Here is a 17,436-nt window from a genome sequence, read left to right on the forward strand (position 1 = left end):
CGCCTACTATCGCCAGAACTCCAACCCTCCAGGGAGCCTCGTCATGAGCGATATCGAGTTCCGGGTCGACAAGGCCTTCTCCAGCGCTGTGGAGCAGCAGCTGGACGAACAGCGTGAGATCCGTCGGCTGGTCTCCCGCGTCGACGAGAGCCTGATCGCGCTGTCCGACGGCATGGTCGACCTCTCGGGACAGCTGTCGGCGGCCACCGACCGGCCCGACCGACCGGCGGTCACCCCGGAGGACCTGGAGCAGGCACGCCAGGAGCTGGCCGACCACATCACCCGGGTCTCCGACCGCATCGGTGACGTCAGCCGCCAGCTGTCGGAACGTCGCGACGACGGCGAGCTGGCGTCCACGCTGTCGGCGACCCGGGCGGACCTGCTGGAGGCCATGGCGCGGCTGGAGCGGCAGTCCGCGCCCGTCGCCGAGGCCGTCGACGAGAGCCGCCGCGAGGTCGTCGCCGCGCTTCGTCGCATCTCCGACGTGGTCGACGCCAACCGCGACGAGGCCTGGGTCGAGGCGGTCGGCCGCCTCGACGACGTCATCGCCCAGCTCCGGACACAGACCGCCGACGACCGGGCGGCCACCGAGCAGTCCGTCGAGGCACTCCGTGCCCGCGCCGAGGACGCGCTGGCCGCGATGGAGGCTGCCGCCGAAGGGCGACTGGCCGACGCCGCCGAACGGGCGGCTGACCGACTCGTCGAGGTCGCCGAGGAGTCCGGCGACCGCAGCGCGGCGTCCGCGCAGCAGGCTGCCGAGGCCGCGGAACGGGCCGCTGCCGAGGCGACGAGCGCCACGGAACGGGCGGCCGACGCGGCCACCACCGCCACCGAGCGGGCGACCTCGGAGGCCGTGGCGTCCGCCACCGCAGCCGCCGACCGTGCTGCCGAGGCTGCAGCGCAGGCCACCGAGGCCGCAGCCCGGGCAGCGATCGAGGCCAGCGAGTCGGCGTCGGCGTCGGCCGAACGGGCCGCCAGCGCTGCCGCCGATGGCATGGCCGTCCTGGCCCGCGACCTGACCGACCGCAGCGGCGAGACGGTGGAGGAGGTGCGCGAGATCCACCGGGTGATCGACCTCACCGCCAAGGACATCGCCGAACGGCACGCCGACGTCGCCGATCGACTGGCCGAGGTCGCCCAGGTCGCCAGCACGCTGCCACCGGAGCTGCGGGGCACGCTCGACGACATCGCCGGTCGGTTGACCGGCCTGGTCGAGCAGCAGCGCGACGACACCGCAGCGGCGGTCGAGCGGATCGCCGCGGGTCGAGGGGCCACCCCGGACGAGGTTCGTGCCCTCGTCGAGGACCTGATGGCAACCATGGACCGGACCGTGACCCTCCGGTTCGCTGACCTCATCGACTCCAACGCCGATGCGACCGACGCCATGCGTCGGGCTGCCACGCGGCTGGAGGACATCGCCGGGTCCAGCGCCGCCAGGCTGGAGGACGTCAGCACCACCAGCGCCGAACGGCTGCACGAGCTTGTCGACGCCGTTGCCGAGCGCACCGAGGCCACGACCTCCCGCAGCGTCGACCTGGTTCGCGAGGCCACCGAGGCCAGCACCCTGCGTACCGAAGCCGCGATCGAGCAAGCCGTGTCCGCCCTGCTGGACGCCCAGACCACCGGCTCCCGCGAGATGCGGACGGCAGCCGAGGTCCTGACCGCGTCCGCCCGGACCCTGGAGCCGACGGTCGGTGCGGCGCTGGAGGACCTGCGTTCCGCCCTGCTCGCCCGGACCGACGGGGACCGCGAGCAGGTCGAGGAGGCGATCGCGGCCCTCGCCGAGGCCTCCGCGGCCGCTCGCGACGGGGTGCTGAGCGCCGTCGGGCGGGCCACCGCCCGGCTGGCAGAAGCGCAGGCGGAGGGAATCGGCCAGCTGTCCGCCGTCACCGACGACCTCGGCCGGCTGCCCGAGGCGATCACCCCACCGGTGCTGGCGGCGGTCGAGCAGATGCAGGCGGGCGTCCGTGCCGCCATGCAGGAGCTGACCACCGCCACCGCCGAGGCCACCCGCTCGGCCCGCACCGACCTCGAGGGCGGCGTCGCCTCGCTGCACGAGCTCCTCGAGCAGCGCATCACCGAGGCCGGCGGCGATGTTGCCACCTCCTGGAGTCGGCTGGTCACCGCGCAGTCCGAGAGCGCGAGCCACCTCGAAGGTGCCGCGTCGAGCCTGCAGCAGGTCGCCGACCAGCTCGAGCCCGGGGTCCGCGCCGCGCTCGACGACGTCAAGACCACCCTGCTGGCGGCGTCCGCCGCCGATCGTGACCGCACCGACCGCTCGCTCGGCATGCTGACCGAGGCGTCGGAGCACGCGGCAGGCCGGGTCCACGAAGCCGTCGAGGGTGTCGCCGGCTCTCTGCGGGACGCGGCCGACGATGCCGCGACCCGCTTGCTCGGGGCACAGACCGAGGGGCTGGACGCGCTGCAGACGGCGGTGCAGGAGCTGCGCGGCGTCAGCAGCCAGATCCCCGGCGTGATGGGCGAGACCCGGGCAGGACTCCTCGACGCCCTGTCCGAGGCCCGCGCGGAGATCGACGCGCTGCTGTCCCGGGCCGACGAGACGGCCGAGCGGCGGGTCGCCGCGCTGTTCAGCCAGGCGTCCGACGCGATGGCGGAGCAGCTGGAGGCGCACGAGCGTGCGCTGTCGGCCCGCGCCACCGAGGTCATCGACGCCACCGCCGGTGTCGTCCCCGGTGTGGAGGCGCTCGTGGAGCGCCTGCAGGCCGAGGTCACCGCGGTGGCCACGACGGTCCTCGGCGACCTGCAGGCACCCCTGGCAGAGGCCGGGCGCGTCGCCGATGCGATGGAGCCGGCGCTCGCCCGGCTCGTGGCGGAGTTCCGCGAGGCGCTGACCGCCGAGGCCGAGCAGCACCTCGTCCGGGGCGAGCAGGCCAGCGCCACCATGGCCACGACTGCCGGCACGCTCAGCGAGGCCGTCGAGGCCGTCCGCAGCGACCTCAACGACCAGCTGGAGACGACCAGGGCCGTCGTGGTCGAGAGCGCGTCGACCTACCGGGTCGCCCAGGAACGGGGGGCCGAGGAGCTCCGCGCCGCCGCCGCGGCCATCGGTGAGGTCACCGAACGCCTCCAGCCCGAGGTCGCCGCAATCGTGGAGGACCTGCGCGGGACCCTCCTGCGCGAGGCCGCCGCCGAGCGCACCCGGGCCGATGCCGGCCTCGGCCTCCTGCGCGAGAGCATCGCCAGCACCATCGGGTCGCTCCAGGAGGAGCTCGCCGAGACCCGCATGTCGGCCTCCGGTGCCGCAACCGAGCTGGGCGAGGCAACTGCCCGGGCCCGGACGGCCATCGACGAGGGCCTCGTCGGCGTCCGGGAGTCGTTGGCCGCAGAGATGGAAGGCCACCTCGCCGCCCTGTCGGACCGGCTGGCGGCAGCCGGGACCGACACCGCGGCGCAGACCGCGGCGCTGCAGGACACCGCCGACCGCATGGTCAACGGCGTGGACGAGGCCCTCGCCGGTTTCGCGAAGGCCATGCAGACGTCGCTGGACCGCACCCAGCAGCGCATGGCCGAGCTGCACGGGCAGACCACCGCCGTGGCCGAGTCCCTGGCCGAACGGATGGAGGGCAGCGGTACCGCCGTCGCCGCGGAGCTCGCCAGCAGGGTCGACGACGCCACCGCCCGCGTGGACGAGGCCAGCATCCGCGCCGACCGGGCCGCGCAGGCCAGCAGCAAGGCCAGCGAGGACCTGGTGACCATCGGTGCCGAGGTGGTCAGCGCGGTGCAGTCCGCAGCCGGGGACGTGACGGCCCGGCTCGGCGCGTCCGGCGACAGCTTCGGCAGCGCCGTGGACGGCCTGCAGGCGCTCGTCGACGCACTGACCGGCGAGGTCCGCACGCAGGTCCAGCAGCTCGGCGACGCGGTCGAGACCACCGCGACCACCAGCACCGGGGCGGCCGAGGCCGTCGTGGCCCAGCTGTCCAGCAGCGAGGTGACGGTCAGGGAACAGCTCGCCCAGCTGCAGGACCTGCTCGGCCGGGTCCCTGCCGCCGTCGAGCAGTCGTTGGAACGCGTCACCGAGACCCTCGCATCCCAGGGGTCCACGCTGGAGACACGCGTCGAGCACCTGGCCGCGCGCGACCAGGAGACCGTCGACCGGGTCGACGCGCTGGTCCAGGACGTCACCAGCCGGCTGACCGAGGAGTTCGGGTCTGCGCGGGACGCCATCCGCGAGACGGCGGCCCGCGAGACCGAGCGGACGAGCACGACCGCCGCGGCGGTCGAGGCCCAGCTCGAGCGGCTCGTGGGCGAGGTGGGGGAGCAGGTCATGCAGCTCACCGAGCACGTCCGCCAGCAGGTCACCGCGCGCAGCGACGGTGATCGCGCGCTCGAGGAGCGCCTCGAGGCCCTCGGCGGCCGCCTGACCACGCACATGGAGGTCCTGGAGTCCAGCATCGCCGAGCAGGCGACCCTGTCGTCGGAACGGCTCCAGCGCGAGGACGCACGGCTGGCCGAGCTGACCGAGCAGATCGAGGGCTCGCTGCGGTCCGTACCCGCCGATGTCGCCCGTTCCGTCCGCGAGATCGACTCCTTCGTCCGGGATCGCCTCGACGAGCAGCGTCGCCTCACCGGCGGCGGGTTCGCCGAGGTCACCGCAGCGCTGGAGGTCATCCGGGCCGAGATCGCCGAGTCGGCCGGTGCCGGCGGCGACAGCCCGACGGCGCTGTTCGACAGCGACCAGTCGCCCATCGCGGCGCTGATCGCCGGGATGGAGAAGCGGCTGCTCAAGGCCATGCGCGAGTCGACCCCTCGGGCAGTCGACCCAGCCGTGTCGGAGGCGTCGGTGGAGGAGGCGATCACCCGGGTCGCCACCGCCGCGGAAGCGCGGGTGGACGCCGTCCTCCGTCGGTTGAACGGGGTCGTGGCCAAGCTCGACGAGGTCGAGGTCGGCGCCGGCAGCGGTGCGCTGGACCCGACCATCGTGGAGGAGCTGCGACAGGCCGTCGCTGCGGACACCGGTTCGGTGCTCGAGGCGGTGTCCTCGCGTGCGGAGGAGGTCCTCGACGGCGTGGCGTCCCGGGCAGAGGGGGTACTCGGCAAGCTCGACCGGGCCGAGTCGGCCCTGCGGTCGTCGCTGACGGAGGCCTTCCAGCACGTCCAGCTGGACGGCCTGGGTCGGCTCGACGAAGCCACCTCGCGCCTCATCGCCCTCGGCCCGCGGCTGGAGCGACAGACCAACGGCCGGCTCGACGAGGTCGTCGACCGCGTCGTGGCTGCAGTCGCCGACGTCGGTGAGGCCCTGGGCAGGGTCGAGCAGGTCGACCGACGCATCGGCGAGACCGTCCGACGTGCCCTCGAGGACGCCAGGAAGGCCGCAGCCGACACGGTCGTGCCGACCGTGGCGGCCGACGCGGACCCGGCGCTCGCCCGCGCCGTCACCGATGCGATGCACCAGCTGCGGGGGCGCATCGACGCGCTGCAGGCCAGCGTGCTCGAGCAGGCCGAGTCCATGTCCGGGACGCGGCGGCAGCGCGAGGCCGCGCTGGCCGCCCTGTCGGACCGCATGACGGAGCTGATGGAGCGAGTCGACCGGGTCGCGGGTCGTCCGGCCGCCGCGAACCCGGCGCCGATGGCGCCGCCCGCTGCCGGTACGGGCACCAACACGGTGTGTCCGGACTGCGGGTTCGTCGCACGGACGCCCCCCGGCCTCGCCGCGCACCGCCGCACCTGCACCGCCGGGGACTGACCTCTCGGACCGCCGCCACGCCCCACGCCCACGACGTCTCCGTCGTCGGGCGCAGGCGGCGTTTACCACACGAACCCGCCATCGGGGTTGACGTTCCGCGCCGTACCGGACAGACTTACACCCGTGTAGTTACACGTCCGTGGCTCTGCTGAACAACTGGTGGGTCGTGGGCGTGGTCCCCCGACCGGCGAAGGACGAAAGAGGCAGACATGATCGGCATCGAACAGCTGCCATGGGCGGACGACGCCAAGTGCCTCCAGGCGGAGCCCGACACCTTCTTCCCCGAGAAGGGTGGGTCGACGCGAGAGGCCAAGCGGATCTGCCAGATGTGCACCGTGAAACCCGAGTGCCTCGAGTACGCGCTGGCCAACGAGGAACGGTTCGGGATCTGGGGCGGAATGAGTGAACGGGAACGTCGCAAGCTGAAGCGACTGGCCTCCTGACCACGTCAGGGCTACCGCTGCCCCGGGGGGTGCGTCGATAGCCTGACCATTCGACGCGCCCTTCGGCTCGTCACCGACGTTGATGTCCACCCCCACCCCCACCACCCCGTCCGACGGCGAGCCGCTGCGCTCGTCGGCGCCGCCGCGCCCTGATTCGTCGCCGCGCCCTGATTCGTCGCCACGCACGGACTCCGTCCGACGCCCGGACGGTCCGCCGAGGGTCCTCGCGGTCCTCGTCGTCCACGACGGGGCGGAGTGGGTGCTCGGGGCCCTCCGCACCCTGCGGGCCCAGGGCTATCCCAACCTCGACGTGATCGCCGTCGACAACGCCTCGACCGACACGAGCGGCGAGCTGCTCAGGCGTCGGCTGCCCGAGGACCGGGTCCTGACGCTGGACCGCAACCAGGGCTTCGGCCGGGCGGTCGTCGCGGCCCTGCGTGCCACCGAGCACGAGGACATCGACTACGTCCTGCTGGTGCACGACGACATGGCGTTGATGCCCGATGCCGTGCAGTGGCTCGTCGGCGCGATGGAGGAGGATCCGTCCCTGGCGATCGTCGGGCCGAAGCTGCGCGAATGGGCCGACGACCCGTTGCTGCAGCAGGTCGGCATGAGCGCCGATGCCTTCGGCCGTGCCGAGGACCGGCTGGACGCCGACGAGCTGGACCAGGGGCAGCACGACTCCCGGGGGGACGTGCTGTGGGTGTCCTCCGCCGGCATGCTGCTGCGTCGCGAGGCGCTGGCCACCCTGGGCGGCTTCGACTCCCGCTTCGACCAGTTCCGCGACGACATGGACCTGTGCTGGCGGGCGTGGGTGACTGGCCGGCGGGTGGCGGTCGTGCCGTCGGCAGTGGGCTACCACCTCGCGGCCTCGGCCCATCACGTCAAGGGTCGGCGCAGCCCCGAGGAGGCCCGCTACCGCATCGAGCGGCACACGCTGGCCTCGATGCTGAAGAACTACTCGGGCCGACGCCTGGCGTGGGTCCTGCCGCTCGGCGCCCTCATCGACGTCCTGCGGATCCTCGGCCTCGTGCTGTCCCGTCGGTTCGCCGAGGGCTTCGCGATGGTCCGTGCCTACCTGTGGAACCTGGCCCAGCTGCCCGCGACGCTTCGTCGTCGCCGCGCCGTGCAGGCAGCACGCCGCCAGCCCGACTCCCGGCTGTCCAGCCTCTTCACCCCGGGCCTGCCACGGCTTCGGCGCTACGGCGAGTCGATCATGGAGCTGGTCTCCGGCGGCTCGACCCAGGCCCTCGTCGACGCCGACGACGTCACCGTCGCGCGCGTGGACCCGCTGGCCGACCAGCCCGTCCAGCGGTTCCTCCGCGACCGGCCCCTGGTCCTCCTCGGCATCCCCCTGCTGCTGGCGTTCCTCGCCTCGCTCAGCGGCTTCCTCGGTGAGGGACAGCTGGTCGGTGGCGAGATCTCTCCGTGGCCCGAGGACGCCACGGCGTTCCTGCAGTCCTACCTCAGCCCCTGGGGTGGTGAGCCGCTGGCGTCCGCCTCGTTCCCCTCCCCGGTCCAGGCGATCCTCGGCATCCTCTCCAGCCTGCTCGGCAGCGCGTGGCTGGCCCAGCGGGTGCTGGTCTTCGGGCTGGTGCCGCTGGCGTTCGTCGTCACCCTTCGTGCCGGACGGCTGGTCACCAGCCGCCCCTGGCCGCGCGTCATCGGTGCCGCCGTCTACGTGACCTCGCCGGTCGTCCTGGGTGCGCTGGGCGAGGGCCGCTACGGCGTGGCCGTCGTGGCGACGCTGCTGCCCGGCATCGTGTCGCTGGTCATCCGCGCGACCAACCCCTCGACCAACCGTGGCGTGGCCTGGCGCAGCACCGCGCTGCTGTCCCTCGCCGTCCTCCTCGCCCTGGGGTCGGCACCGGTGGAGGGACTCCTGGCGCCTGCGGTCGTGATCGTCGGCATGCTCGTGGCGCTGCTGCGCGGCTGGATCCGCCCGCTGCTGCGCCTGGCCGTCGGTGGGGCCAGCGCGGTCGTCATGCTGGCGCCGTGGCTGTTCGACGTGCTTCGCGACGGTGGCCCCTCGGGTGGCACCCTCGCCACCGACGGCGGGCCGCCCGCCATCCTCGGACTGCCCCTCTGGCAGGCCATCGTCGGCCAGCCCCACATCGTCGACGGGCTCGACGGGACCCTCGGCTGGGTCATGCTGGCCATCCCGGGGGCGATCCTCCTCGGCGCGCTCGTCGTGGGCATGCGTGCCCGTCCCCTCATCACCGGTGCCCTGGTGCTGCTGGTCGTCACCTCCGGCGCCGCGGGCTGGGCGGCGTCGTTCTACCGCCTCCCCCTCGTCTGGCCCCCCGCCCTGCTGCTGCCGGGCGCGGTCGCCCTGGCCGTGCTGGCCATGATCGTGGCCCGCTGGTCCACCGAGACCCTGCTTGCCAGCGACTTCGGGGCCGGGCAGGTCGGCACCGGCGTCGCCGCGATGGGCATCGCCATCGGCTTGGTCGCGGGCATCACCCTGCTGGCCGGCGGACCCTGGGTCGAGCTCCGCCAGGACCCACAGCTGCTGCCCGCCTTCATCGGCGCCGACGTCGACCAGCTCGGCGAGTACCGCGTCCTGCTGCTGGACCGGGCCGAGGACGGCACCGTGCGGTGGGAGGTCACGGGTGCCCAGGGGCCGACCATGGTGTCCTTCGGCACGATCCGCAACGAGCCCCTGACCCGCTTGCTGGACGACACCGTCACCCAGGCGGTGGCCGGCGTCGGGGACTCCCCGGGGGCCGTGCTCGGGCTGCTGAACGTCCGGTACGTCGTGCTGCTCGCACCCGACGCGGAGATCCAGGCATCCCTCGCCGGCCAGCGCGCCCTCGAGCCGCTCCCGTCCACCGCCGCGGTCGCCTACCGGGTCAGCAGCTGGCTGCCCCGGGCCAGCGTCGTGCCCGAACCCGCGGCGTCCCAGCTGCTGGCCTCCGGGCTGCCCAGCTTCGGCAACCGCACCGCCGAGGGCGCCCTCGTGCACGTCGGTCCCGGCGAGTACAGCGGCGGGGCCGGCGGGCCCACCGACGGCCTGCTGGTCCTGTCGGAGGCCGACTCGGGGTCCTGGCGTGCCGTGGACGCCGGCGGGGAGCTGGAACGCGTCGACCTGCCGCCCGTGACGGCCTTCCGCGTCGACAACAGCCCCGAGGACCGGTTCCGGGTCGTCGCTGCAGGCGGCCTCCGTCGCAGGGCCGTCGTGGCCGTGCAGCTGCTGGTCGCGCTCGGCGTGATCTCCCTGGCGCTCCGTCCGCCCGGCCGTCGTGAGGACGAGGAGCCGGTGGCCACCCTGCCGACCGAGCTCGTCGGGCTGGCCGACACCACCACCGTGATCCCCCGCATCGACCCCAACGCCCCGCCACCCGGTACGACCCGTGGCCAGACCCCTGGGGGTGTCCGATGACCGACCTGGACCGTCCCCGTGGTCGCAAGCGCGGTGTCGCGCTGCTGCTGGCCGCTGTCCTCGTGGTGGTCGGCAGCGTCGCCGCTGGCCAGGTGACGACCTCGCGCGAGCTCGAGCCACCGTCGCCGAGCGACGTCGCGGCGGCCACCACCGGGACGGCCTACTGCCCGGTCACCGCGGGGGAGGGCAGCGGCGCTGCGCTGGTGCTGTCCTCGGCCAGCGACATCGACAGCGAGGTGGCCATCACCCGTTACGTCGACGGGGTCCCCACCGTCGAGCCGCCCAGCCTGCTGCAGGCCGGCACGTCGGCCACCCTGCCGATCCCCGCCGACCAGCTCGGCCAGCCGCTGACCGTCAGCTGGCGAGGTGGCCCGATGGTGGCCAGCTACCAGCTGACCGACGGCGAGGAGGTCGCGGTGTCGGGGTGTGCGACCAGCCCGGCATCGCAGTGGCACCTGACCGGCTTCGACACGAGCCTCGGGTCGGAGTCGCTGCTGCACCTGATGAACCCCTTCGACCAGGACGCCCTGGTCAGCCTCCAGTTCGGCACGGCCGAGGGTCGGGTCGAGCTGGTGATCGCCGACGAGATCCTGGTCCCCGCCGGGTCCTCCCAGGTCCTGGACCTGGCGCAGTTCCGTCCCGAGGCCCCCGACCTGGCCGTGACGGTGACCAGCCGTGCAGGACGCGTCGTGCCGCAGGGTCAGGTGCGCCTGGCGCCACCGGCGGAGAACGTCGAGGGTCCGACGGGCACCGCGCTGATCGAGGCCGTCACCCGCGCCGAGGAGGACATCGCCGTCGCCGAGGCGACCAGCGACGGTGTCACCACCTCGTGGGTGACGCTGTACAACCCCGGGACCCGGGCTGCTGCCGTGCAGCTGCAGGTGTCCACCCCGCTCGGTGATGCCGCGTCGTTGGCGTCGGAGACCACCGTGCCGGCGGGGGGCACGACGAGGATCGACCTCCAGGGCCTTTCGGCGCTGCCCCGCTTCGGGGTCCGCCTGACCAGCGTCAACGGGGTCGGTGTCGTGGCGACGCGCACCTCGGCCATCGAGGACGTCCAGCGCACCGGCGTGGCCGTCGCGACCGCGGTGCCCGCTGCGGCGGTTGGCTGGACCGTCGCCGGCGGTCAGGCCGCGAGCTCGACCGTCACCCTGTACAACCCGGGCGCGGAAGTGGCCACGGCCAACGTGCAGGTCGCCGGCGGCATGCCCGAGACATGGACCGCCGTGGCGGTACCGCCCAACGGCATCGCCTCCCTGTCGCTGTCGGAGGCCACCCCCGAGGGGCCGGCGAGGGTCTCGACGGACCTGCCGCTCGTCGCCGGGGTCGTCAACCTGCGGCCGGAGAGCGCCACAGCGTTCTGGTCGGCCACGGGCGTCGACACCGGCGCGCTCCTCGGCGGCGGCCAGGCGGTCGCGGCACAACGCGATCCCGGCCTGACCTCGATACCGGCGATCTCGGCCACGGCCACTCCCACGCCGGCGGTCGTCGACGAGAGCGGTGGCGCCGAGGGGGGGATCGGGTCGGAGGCGGAGGACGTCGGACCGAGCGTGACCCCGGTGCCCATACCCGAGATCACCCCACCCGTCGTGCCCTCCTCCACCGCCAGCCCGGCCACGGGTGGGACGTCGGAGCCCAGCGAGGACCAGCCGGCCCCGAGCACTCCTGCGCCGGCACCAACCCCCTCCGGCGAGCCCAGCGCGAGCCCCACGCCGCTGCCCCCGGGCACCAGCGAGGAGGAGGGCAGCCTGTTCGGCAAGGTCCGCCGCGGTCACCGCCGCCGTCCCACCGCCCGGTGACCGACACCGCTCGCTGATCCACTGCGCTCGTTGATCAACGGCGCCCGCTGACCGAGACGGCCCGCTTACCGAGACCGGGGCGGGGACGGCGACCGCCGCGGTCAGCCCGTCGGGCCCAGTCCCAGCGCCTCGCGTACAGCGTTCGCGACCGCCTCGGCGAGCAGGCCCTGCAGCTCCTCGCGGGTCGTGGCCCGAAGCTCCACCGGGCGGCGATGGACCGTCAGCCGTGCCGGCCTGTCACCGTGGCCCAGCCCGACCCGAGCCAACGGCATGTCGCCGGCCGGGCGCAGCTCCTCCAGCGACCGCCGCGACGGGACGTCGGTCACCACGATGTCGACCGGGTCCAGGTGGGCGCGGAGGTCGCCGGGCAGCGCCGCGACGGCGCCGCGCACCAGCACGACGAACCGGGCGGCGCTTGCCGTGCGGAAGCCGTCGGTCGGTCGGTGGCGCAGGTCGTTGTCGGCACGGGTGCCCCGGCCGTGCCGGTCTCGGTCGCTCATGTCCGACAGTGATACTGCATCGGCTCGACTTCACGTGCTCGATGCGGTACGTCGTGTCCGACGCAAATGCGCGGTTCCGGGGTCCGGAGGTCGTACGGTCGAGGACATGGCCGACATGCGTTCGTGCATCAAGACCGGTTGTCGCTGGCCCGCCGCCGCGACGCTGAGCTATCGCTACGCCTCCGCCGAGGTCTGGTTGTCCGACCTCGGCGACGACCATCCGGCCACCCATGACCTGTGTCCCCACCATGCGGACTGCCTGACGGTCCCCAAGGGCTGGACCCTCGTCGACACACGCCAGCCGGTCGAGGCGCCGAAGGAGCCGTCGGCGGCCGAGATCGTCGAGCGGGCGACCCGCCTGCGCGAGGGGGTCCGGAGCATGCTCCAGGCCGCGCCGCCGGAGCCCCCGAGGCCGCCGTCCCGCTACGACGCGCTGCTCGACGACCTTCCCTCCTACGCCCCCGAGGACGAGGGAGAGGACGAGGGCGAGGACCGGCAGCAGCCCCGTCCCGTACGCGTCGAGGACGACCGTCCCTCGCCCGCCCTCACTCGCGTCGCCCACGAGCTGGCCCCGGTGATCCGCGAGATGGCGGCGGACCTCTCGGGCACCGTCGTCGGGACGCTGGAGATCGACCTGGAGGACCGGCCGGCCCCGGACGGGCAGCACGATGGCCGAGCGGACGGGCGCGAGGCCGTCACCAGCGAGCGCGGGGAGCCGGATGCCCACGAGGAGGCCGTGGCGCCGGTGGTTCCGCCGGTCCCGCAGCCGGCACGTCGGGAGGCCGTCGTAGTCCAGCTGCCCCTCCGGACGATGGACTCAAGTGTTGAATGAGGGCAACGTGACTTCTTGTCCCAGCCACAGAAAGATCGAGTCGACGGTCACGCGACGGGGAAGGTGAGCGCATGGGGTTGTCCCGCAGTCTGGTCGCCGATGTCCGCCGGCTGCCCGAAGCCGAGCTCCGCCAGCTCCTGATCCTCGCGAGGGGCCTCCTGCTGGACAGCGAGGCGCCGGTGGTCGAGATCGATGACGTCCCGGGCATGCCGTCGGTGCAGTACCGGCAGAAGTTCGTCCGCTGCAACAAGGATGCATGTGCCACCTGCCCGCACGGGCCGTACTGGTACGCACACTGGCACGAGGACGGCCGCAAGCGCAGCCAGTACATCGGGAGCGAGCTGCCCGCCCAGGTCCGCAGGAAGCTCGAGGCGCTTGACGCCGAACGTGACGGGCCGGACCCCGACGGCAACGGCGGTGGCCCGGGCCTGCGGCTGCTCTGAGGCGTCGAAAGGCCACGTGCGGTGCGTCGGCGGGGCCGGCATGACTAGCCCTGCTGCGCCCGGAATCTGGCCACGACGAGCCATGGCGAGGTCGCCGCTGCATGCCGATGTTCAGGGGTGAGCGGAATCGACTCGGAAGGCGAACCGCCATGGCAACCCACATCTCGTGCCCCAACTGCGCCAGCACCGACCTGCTGAGCGTTGCGCTGGCCCCCAAGGATCGTCCGATGCAGTTCCACACCTGCCGCCATTGCGAGCAGCGCTGGTGGGAGGACATCGCCGAAGGCGCTGACGTCGGCCTCGACGTCGTGATCGCGGAGCTGAGCAGCTGACCTGCTGACCCGCCAGACGCGGTCCACGACCGCCCCAGAACGGCCTCCGGCGCCCGACCCGATGGGTCCGGCGCCGGCCCCAACTCCGGCCACTCGTCCCCGTCAGTCGGTGGCGGCCTCGGGGATCAGCTTGCCGGGGTTGAGGATGCCGGTCGGGTCCAGCGTCGCCTTGAGGCTTCGCAGCATCGCGACACCGAGCCCGCCGACCTCGTCGGTCATCCAGCCGCGGTGGTCCATCCCGACGGCGTGGTGATGGGTGATGGTGCCTCCGGCATCGATGATCGCGTCACCGGCCGCCTGCTTGGTGGCCTTCCACTGCTCCAGCTCCTGCCCGACCTCCTGCCGCGCGATCCAGGTGAAGTACAGCGAGCAGCCGCTCTCGTAGACGTGGGAGATGTGACACAGCACGATCGGCGGGGTGCCGCGACCGGTCAGTGTGTCGGTCAGCGCCGACCGCACGGCCGTGTACAGCGTCGGGATGCGTGACCACGTGGTCGAGGTCTCCAGCGTCTCCACGAACACGCCACGGTCCATCAGGTCGTCGCGCAGGTAGGGGCCGCTGAAGCGGCCGTGGGCCCAGGCGTCTCCGGGCTTGGTCCCCAGTCGCAGCAGGCCGTGGTCGCGGAGGATGCGGGTCGCCGCCGCTCGACGCAGGGCGATGCCGTCGCTGCGCCCGCTCCAGCCGAGGATGACCAGGCATCCCTCGCCGTAGCCGCGCAGCTTCAGGTAGCCGCGGAACCCGCTGCCCTTCAGCCCCTCGGTCTGCTGCAGGAAGACCCGGGTCTCGTCCTCGTCCGACAGCCGGCACACGTCGGGGGCGGCGTCGGACTGCACGAGCTCGCGCAGGACCTCGGCACCCTCGGCGAACGACGAGACCGCCCAGGCCTCGTGGACCTCCTGCTCCGGTGCGTGGTGGACCCGCAGCGTGGCCTCGGTGATCACGCCGAGCAGGCCCTCGGACCCCACGACGGCGTGGCGCAGGTCGGGGCCAGCCGCGGTCGCGGGTGCACGACCGAACGACAGCTCGCCGGCCGGCGTGGCCAGGCGCACGGCATGCACCTTCTCGTCGATCCGGCCGTAGCCGCTCGACGCCTGCCCGGCGGAGCGGGTCGCGACGTATCCGCCGATGGAGGCGTAGACGTAGCTCTGCGGGAAGTGGCCCAGCGTGTAGCCGCGGCGACGCAGCGCGGCTTCCGCCTGGGGGCCGCGCATGCCCGGCTCGAAGGTGGCGAGCAGCGACTCCTCGTCGATGTCGACGAGGCGATCCATCCGGGACAGGTCGAGGGCGATCAGGCTGTCGAACGGTCCGCGCTCGGGTTCGACGCCGCCGACGACGCTGGTGCCGCCCCCGAAGGGCACGACCGCGATGCCGGACTCGACGGCCTGCTGGAGTACGGCGGCGACCTCGTCGTGGGTGCGCGGGTACACGATGGCGTCCGGCGCGGCCACGGCGTCGCCGCGCCGGCGGCGGAGCAGGTCGGGGTAGCTCTTGCCGCCGGCGTGCTCGACACGGGTGCGGTGGTCGTCGCGCACGCCGTCCTCGCCGACGATGGCGGCGAGTGCCGCGCGGGCAGCGTCGTCCAGGCGGGGCGGGGTCGTGCGCACGTCCTCCAGCGCGACCGGCGGGGTGTGGCGTTCGAGCGGGCCGATCCAGCGGGCGAGGTGCGCCTCGGCGCGGGGTGAGAGTCCGGGACGGAGGGTGGGGTCTCCCCAGCCCGACCAGATCATCGGCTGCTCGGCGGGAGTGACAAGGGTGGACGAGTCGTTCATGGTGCTCTAACTTTGACACTTATATATGAAGCGTTCAAGTGTTGATTCGGTGCTCGACGCCACGTACGAGGTGGTCCTCGGCGTGGGGGTGAAGCGAACCACCTTCGCCGACATCGCGCGGGCGGCCGGCATGTCCCGCGCCACCCTCTACACCCACTTCGACGACGTCGGGGACGCCGTCGCGTCGTTGTTGACCCGTGAGCTCGTGGGTGTCCTGTCGGCAGCACAGCCCCCGGCCGGGACGGAGCGGGACGCGCTCGATCGGTTGCTCGCCACCGTCGACACCGCGCTGCGCACCCTGCCGGAACACCCGCTGGTCAGGAAGGTCCTCGATGTCGACCCCCACGTGCTGCTGCCCTACCTGGTCGAACGGTTCGGCGTCGTGCAGCGCACCGCGTTGCAGGTGCTCGAGGACCTCGTCGTCCGGGGGCAGGCCGACGGCAGCATCTGCGACGCCGACCCGGCGTTGCTTGCCCATGTGGTGCTCGTGACCGTGCAGTCGGCCCTCGTGTCGCACCGGATCTCCGCCGCCGAGCTCGGGGCGCCGCAGGTGCGCGGGGCCGTGCTGGAGTTGCTGCGCGGCGGCCTCGCCGCGACGGCGCCACCCGCGTCGGTGCCTGCAGCGACGCCGGCATCGGTGCCGGCGTCGACGCCGCAGGAGGTGCGGGCGTGACCGGGCCCCGTACCTCCGCGAGCCTCCCGCCGTCGGCCCTGACCAGCGACCGTCGAGCCGCAGAGCTGGCGCGGCTCGTCGACGGGTGGCGTCCCGACGTGCTGGTCGTCGGCGCCGGCTTCACGGGCGCCGGGATCGCACTGGACGCCGCTGCGCGGGGCCTCGAGGTGGCCGTCGTCGACCGGGGCGACCTCGCCAACGGCACGTCCCGCTGGTCCTCCAAGCTGGCCCACGGGGGCCTGCGCTACCTGGCGAAGGGGGACATCGGGCTCGCCCACGAGTCCGCCGTCGAACGTGGCCTGCTGATGGAGCACATCGCGCCGCACCTGACCCGGGCCCTGCCGTTCGTCACGCCGTTGAACGACGGGATGCCGTCAAGCGCAGGCGTCCTGTCCGGCCTCGGCTACGTGGCCGGCAACGCGCTGCGCATCGCCGCGGGGACCAGCAACCGGACCCTGCCCGGCCCCCGCTGGCTGACCCCGAGGGGCGTGCGTGCCCGGGTGCCTGCCGTCGATCGGTCCGGCCTCGTCGGCGGCTGGCTCAACACCGACGGCCAGCTGGTCGACGACGCACGCCTGGTCGTGGCCATCGCGCGGACCGCTGCGGCGTTCGGTGCGGCGGTGCTGCCCCGTGTCGCGGCCGTCGAGGTGCACCGTGACCGGGCGATGCTCGACGTCGACGGCGAGCATGTCGAGGTGCATGCCGGACGGGTGGTCGTCGCTGCCGGCGCATGGTCGGACACCCTCGACCGTCGAGTACGCCTGCGGCCCAGCCGAGGTGTGCACCTCGTCCTGGACGCGGCCGCGCTGGGGCGGCCGACGGCGGCGCTGTCCGCGCCCGTGCCCGGCCACCTCAACCGGTTCGTCTTCGCGCTCCCGCAGCCCGACGGACGCATCTACCTGGGTCTCACCGACGACCCGGTGGACGGCGACGTGCCCGACGAGACCACGGTCACCCCCGAGGAGCGGACGTTCCTGCTCGGGTCCATCGAGCGGGTGCTCGCCCACCCGATCGACCCTGCCCACGTGGTGGGCGGATACGGGGGGTATCGGCCACTGGTGGCAGGGGACACGGAGGCGACCGCCGACCTGTCCCGCGCCCACCTGGTGCTCGACGACGCCGACGGTCCGCTCACCATCGTCGGGGGGAAGCTGACCACCTACCGGCGCATGGCTGCCGACGTCGTCGACCGGCTGACCGACCGGCCATGCACCACGGCGCGCCAACCGCTCGTGGGGGCCCTGCCGCGCCGACGGCTGGACTGGGTCGCGGCCCGGGCCTGGCTGGTCGGCCGCTACGGCAGCGAAGCCGAGGTGCTGGAGGACCTGATCGCCGACGACCCCAGCCTCGGCCGGCGCGTCCTCGACCACCTTCCCTACCTGCGGGCCGAGCTGGTGTTCGCGCTGCAGCGCGAGGGTGCGACCACCGCGCCCGACCTGGTCGACCGGCGGACCCGCATCGGGCTCGTCCCCGCCGACCGCGAGGCCGCCCTGCCCGTGGCCGAGGCGTTGCTGGACCGGCACGCCAGCTGACCGCCCCACCTCCACGCGCCCGCCCC

11 protein-coding genes are annotated in these 17,436 nt (G+C 73.5%); 9 read left to right on the forward strand and 2 right to left on the reverse strand.

Going from position 1 to position 17,436, the window contains the following annotated elements:
• Positions 1-43 precede the first annotated feature (43 nt).
• From CUC05_RS00255 to CUC05_RS00270, 4 genes are all read left to right on the forward strand, one after another.
• Positions 44-5,704 carry an apolipoprotein A-IV repeat region-like domain-containing protein gene (locus CUC05_RS00255; protein ID WP_108664074.1) on the forward strand — a complete coding sequence of 1,887 codons (5,661 nt, stop codon included), beginning with the start codon at positions 44-46 and terminating at the stop codon, positions 5,702-5,704.
• Positions 5,705-5,913: 209 nt separating this feature from the next.
• A complete protein-coding gene (locus CUC05_RS00260) occupies positions 5,914-6,147 on the forward strand; it encodes a WhiB family transcriptional regulator (RefSeq protein ID WP_108664075.1) in 234 nt (77 codons plus the stop codon).
• Positions 6,148-6,229: 82 nt separating this feature from the next.
• A complete protein-coding gene (locus tag CUC05_RS00265; protein ID WP_108664076.1) occupies positions 6,230-9,529 on the forward strand; it encodes a glycosyltransferase family 2 protein in 3,300 nt (1,099 codons plus the stop codon).
• The gene (locus CUC05_RS00270; protein ID WP_108664077.1) at positions 9,526-11,328 is read left to right on the forward strand and encodes a DUF5719 family protein; all 1,803 of its coding nucleotides are present in this window, start codon (positions 9,526-9,528) and stop codon (positions 11,326-11,328) included. The genes CUC05_RS00265 and CUC05_RS00270 overlap by 4 nt, the downstream gene beginning before the upstream one ends.
• 101 nt (positions 11,329-11,429) lie before the next feature.
• Here the strand turns inward: CUC05_RS00270 and CUC05_RS25055 are convergent, their stop codons facing one another.
• Positions 11,430-11,828, reverse strand: a complete 399-nt coding sequence (locus CUC05_RS25055; protein WP_170127875.1) for a hypothetical protein — start codon at positions 11,826-11,828, stop codon at positions 11,430-11,432.
• Between the two features lie 106 nt (positions 11,829-11,934).
• Between CUC05_RS25055 and CUC05_RS00280 the strand changes: the two genes are divergently transcribed.
• The 3 genes from CUC05_RS00280 to CUC05_RS00290 all read left to right on the forward strand — a co-directional run bounded on the left by CUC05_RS00280 (position 11,935) and on the right by CUC05_RS00290 (position 13,435).
• Positions 11,935-12,660 carry a DUF3499 family protein gene (locus CUC05_RS00280; protein ID WP_170127876.1) on the forward strand — a complete coding sequence of 242 codons (726 nt, stop codon included), beginning with the start codon at positions 11,935-11,937 and terminating at the stop codon, positions 12,658-12,660.
• 71 nt (positions 12,661-12,731) lie between these two features.
• Positions 12,732-13,103 (forward strand): DUF6788 family protein, encoded by a 372-nt coding sequence (locus CUC05_RS00285; protein WP_108664080.1) that lies wholly within the window; start codon positions 12,732-12,734, stop codon positions 13,101-13,103.
• A 149-nt stretch (positions 13,104-13,252) separates the two neighbouring features.
• Positions 13,253-13,435: a hypothetical protein gene (locus CUC05_RS00290; RefSeq protein WP_108664081.1), complete on the forward strand. Its 183-nt coding sequence runs from the start codon at positions 13,253-13,255 to the stop codon at positions 13,433-13,435.
• Between the two features lie 102 nt (positions 13,436-13,537).
• On the opposite strand, the gene CUC05_RS00295 is transcribed toward CUC05_RS00290, so the two are convergent.
• Entirely contained in the window at positions 13,538-15,205 is a 1,668-nt protein-coding gene (locus CUC05_RS00295) for an FAD-binding oxidoreductase (RefSeq protein ID WP_205712053.1), read from the reverse strand.
• A gap of 49 nt (positions 15,206-15,254) precedes the next feature.
• On the opposite strand from CUC05_RS00295, the gene CUC05_RS00300 reads away from it, so the two are divergent.
• Together CUC05_RS00300 and CUC05_RS00305 are read left to right on the forward strand one after the other, a co-directional pair.
• Positions 15,255-15,878 (forward strand): TetR/AcrR family transcriptional regulator, encoded by a 624-nt coding sequence (locus CUC05_RS00300; RefSeq protein ID WP_170127877.1) that lies wholly within the window; start codon positions 15,255-15,257, stop codon positions 15,876-15,878.
• Complete coding sequence (locus CUC05_RS00305) at positions 15,875-17,410, forward strand: glycerol-3-phosphate dehydrogenase/oxidase (protein WP_108664083.1); 1,536 nt, start codon at positions 15,875-15,877, stop codon at positions 17,408-17,410. Before CUC05_RS00300 ends, CUC05_RS00305 begins: the two co-directional genes overlap by 4 nt.
• Positions 17,411-17,436: the final 26 nt, after the last annotated feature.

The sequence above is a fragment of the Euzebya rosea genome (genome assembly GCF_003073135.1).
GTDB classification, from domain to species: Bacteria; Actinomycetota; Nitriliruptoria; order Euzebyales; family Euzebyaceae; genus Euzebya; species Euzebya rosea.

What these genes read in the sequence shown, in the direction of transcription:
- CUC05_RS00260 (WP_108664075.1), top strand. Translation starts at nt 5,914, where the DNA reads ATGATCGGCATCGAACAGCTGCCATGGGCGGACGACGCCAAGTGCCTC.
- CUC05_RS00295 (WP_205712053.1), bottom strand. Translation starts at nt 15,205, where the DNA reads ATGAACGACTCGTCCACCCTTGTCACTCCCGCCGAGCAGCCGATGATC.
- CUC05_RS00285 (WP_108664080.1), top strand. Translation starts at nt 12,732, where the DNA reads ATGGGGTTGTCCCGCAGTCTGGTCGCCGATGTCCGCCGGCTGCCCGAA.
- CUC05_RS00270 (WP_108664077.1), top strand. Translation starts at nt 9,526, where the DNA reads ATGACCGACCTGGACCGTCCCCGTGGTCGCAAGCGCGGTGTCGCGCTG.
- CUC05_RS00255 (WP_108664074.1), top strand. Translation starts at nt 44, where the DNA reads ATGAGCGATATCGAGTTCCGGGTCGACAAGGCCTTCTCCAGCGCTGTG.
- CUC05_RS00280 (WP_170127876.1), top strand. Translation starts at nt 11,935, where the DNA reads ATGGCCGACATGCGTTCGTGCATCAAGACCGGTTGTCGCTGGCCCGCC.
- CUC05_RS00290 (WP_108664081.1), top strand. Translation starts at nt 13,253, where the DNA reads ATGGCAACCCACATCTCGTGCCCCAACTGCGCCAGCACCGACCTGCTG.
- CUC05_RS25055 (WP_170127875.1), bottom strand. Translation starts at nt 11,828, where the DNA reads ATGAGCGACCGAGACCGGCACGGCCGGGGCACCCGTGCCGACAACGAC.
- CUC05_RS00265 (WP_108664076.1), top strand. Translation starts at nt 6,230, where the DNA reads ATGTCCACCCCCACCCCCACCACCCCGTCCGACGGCGAGCCGCTGCGC.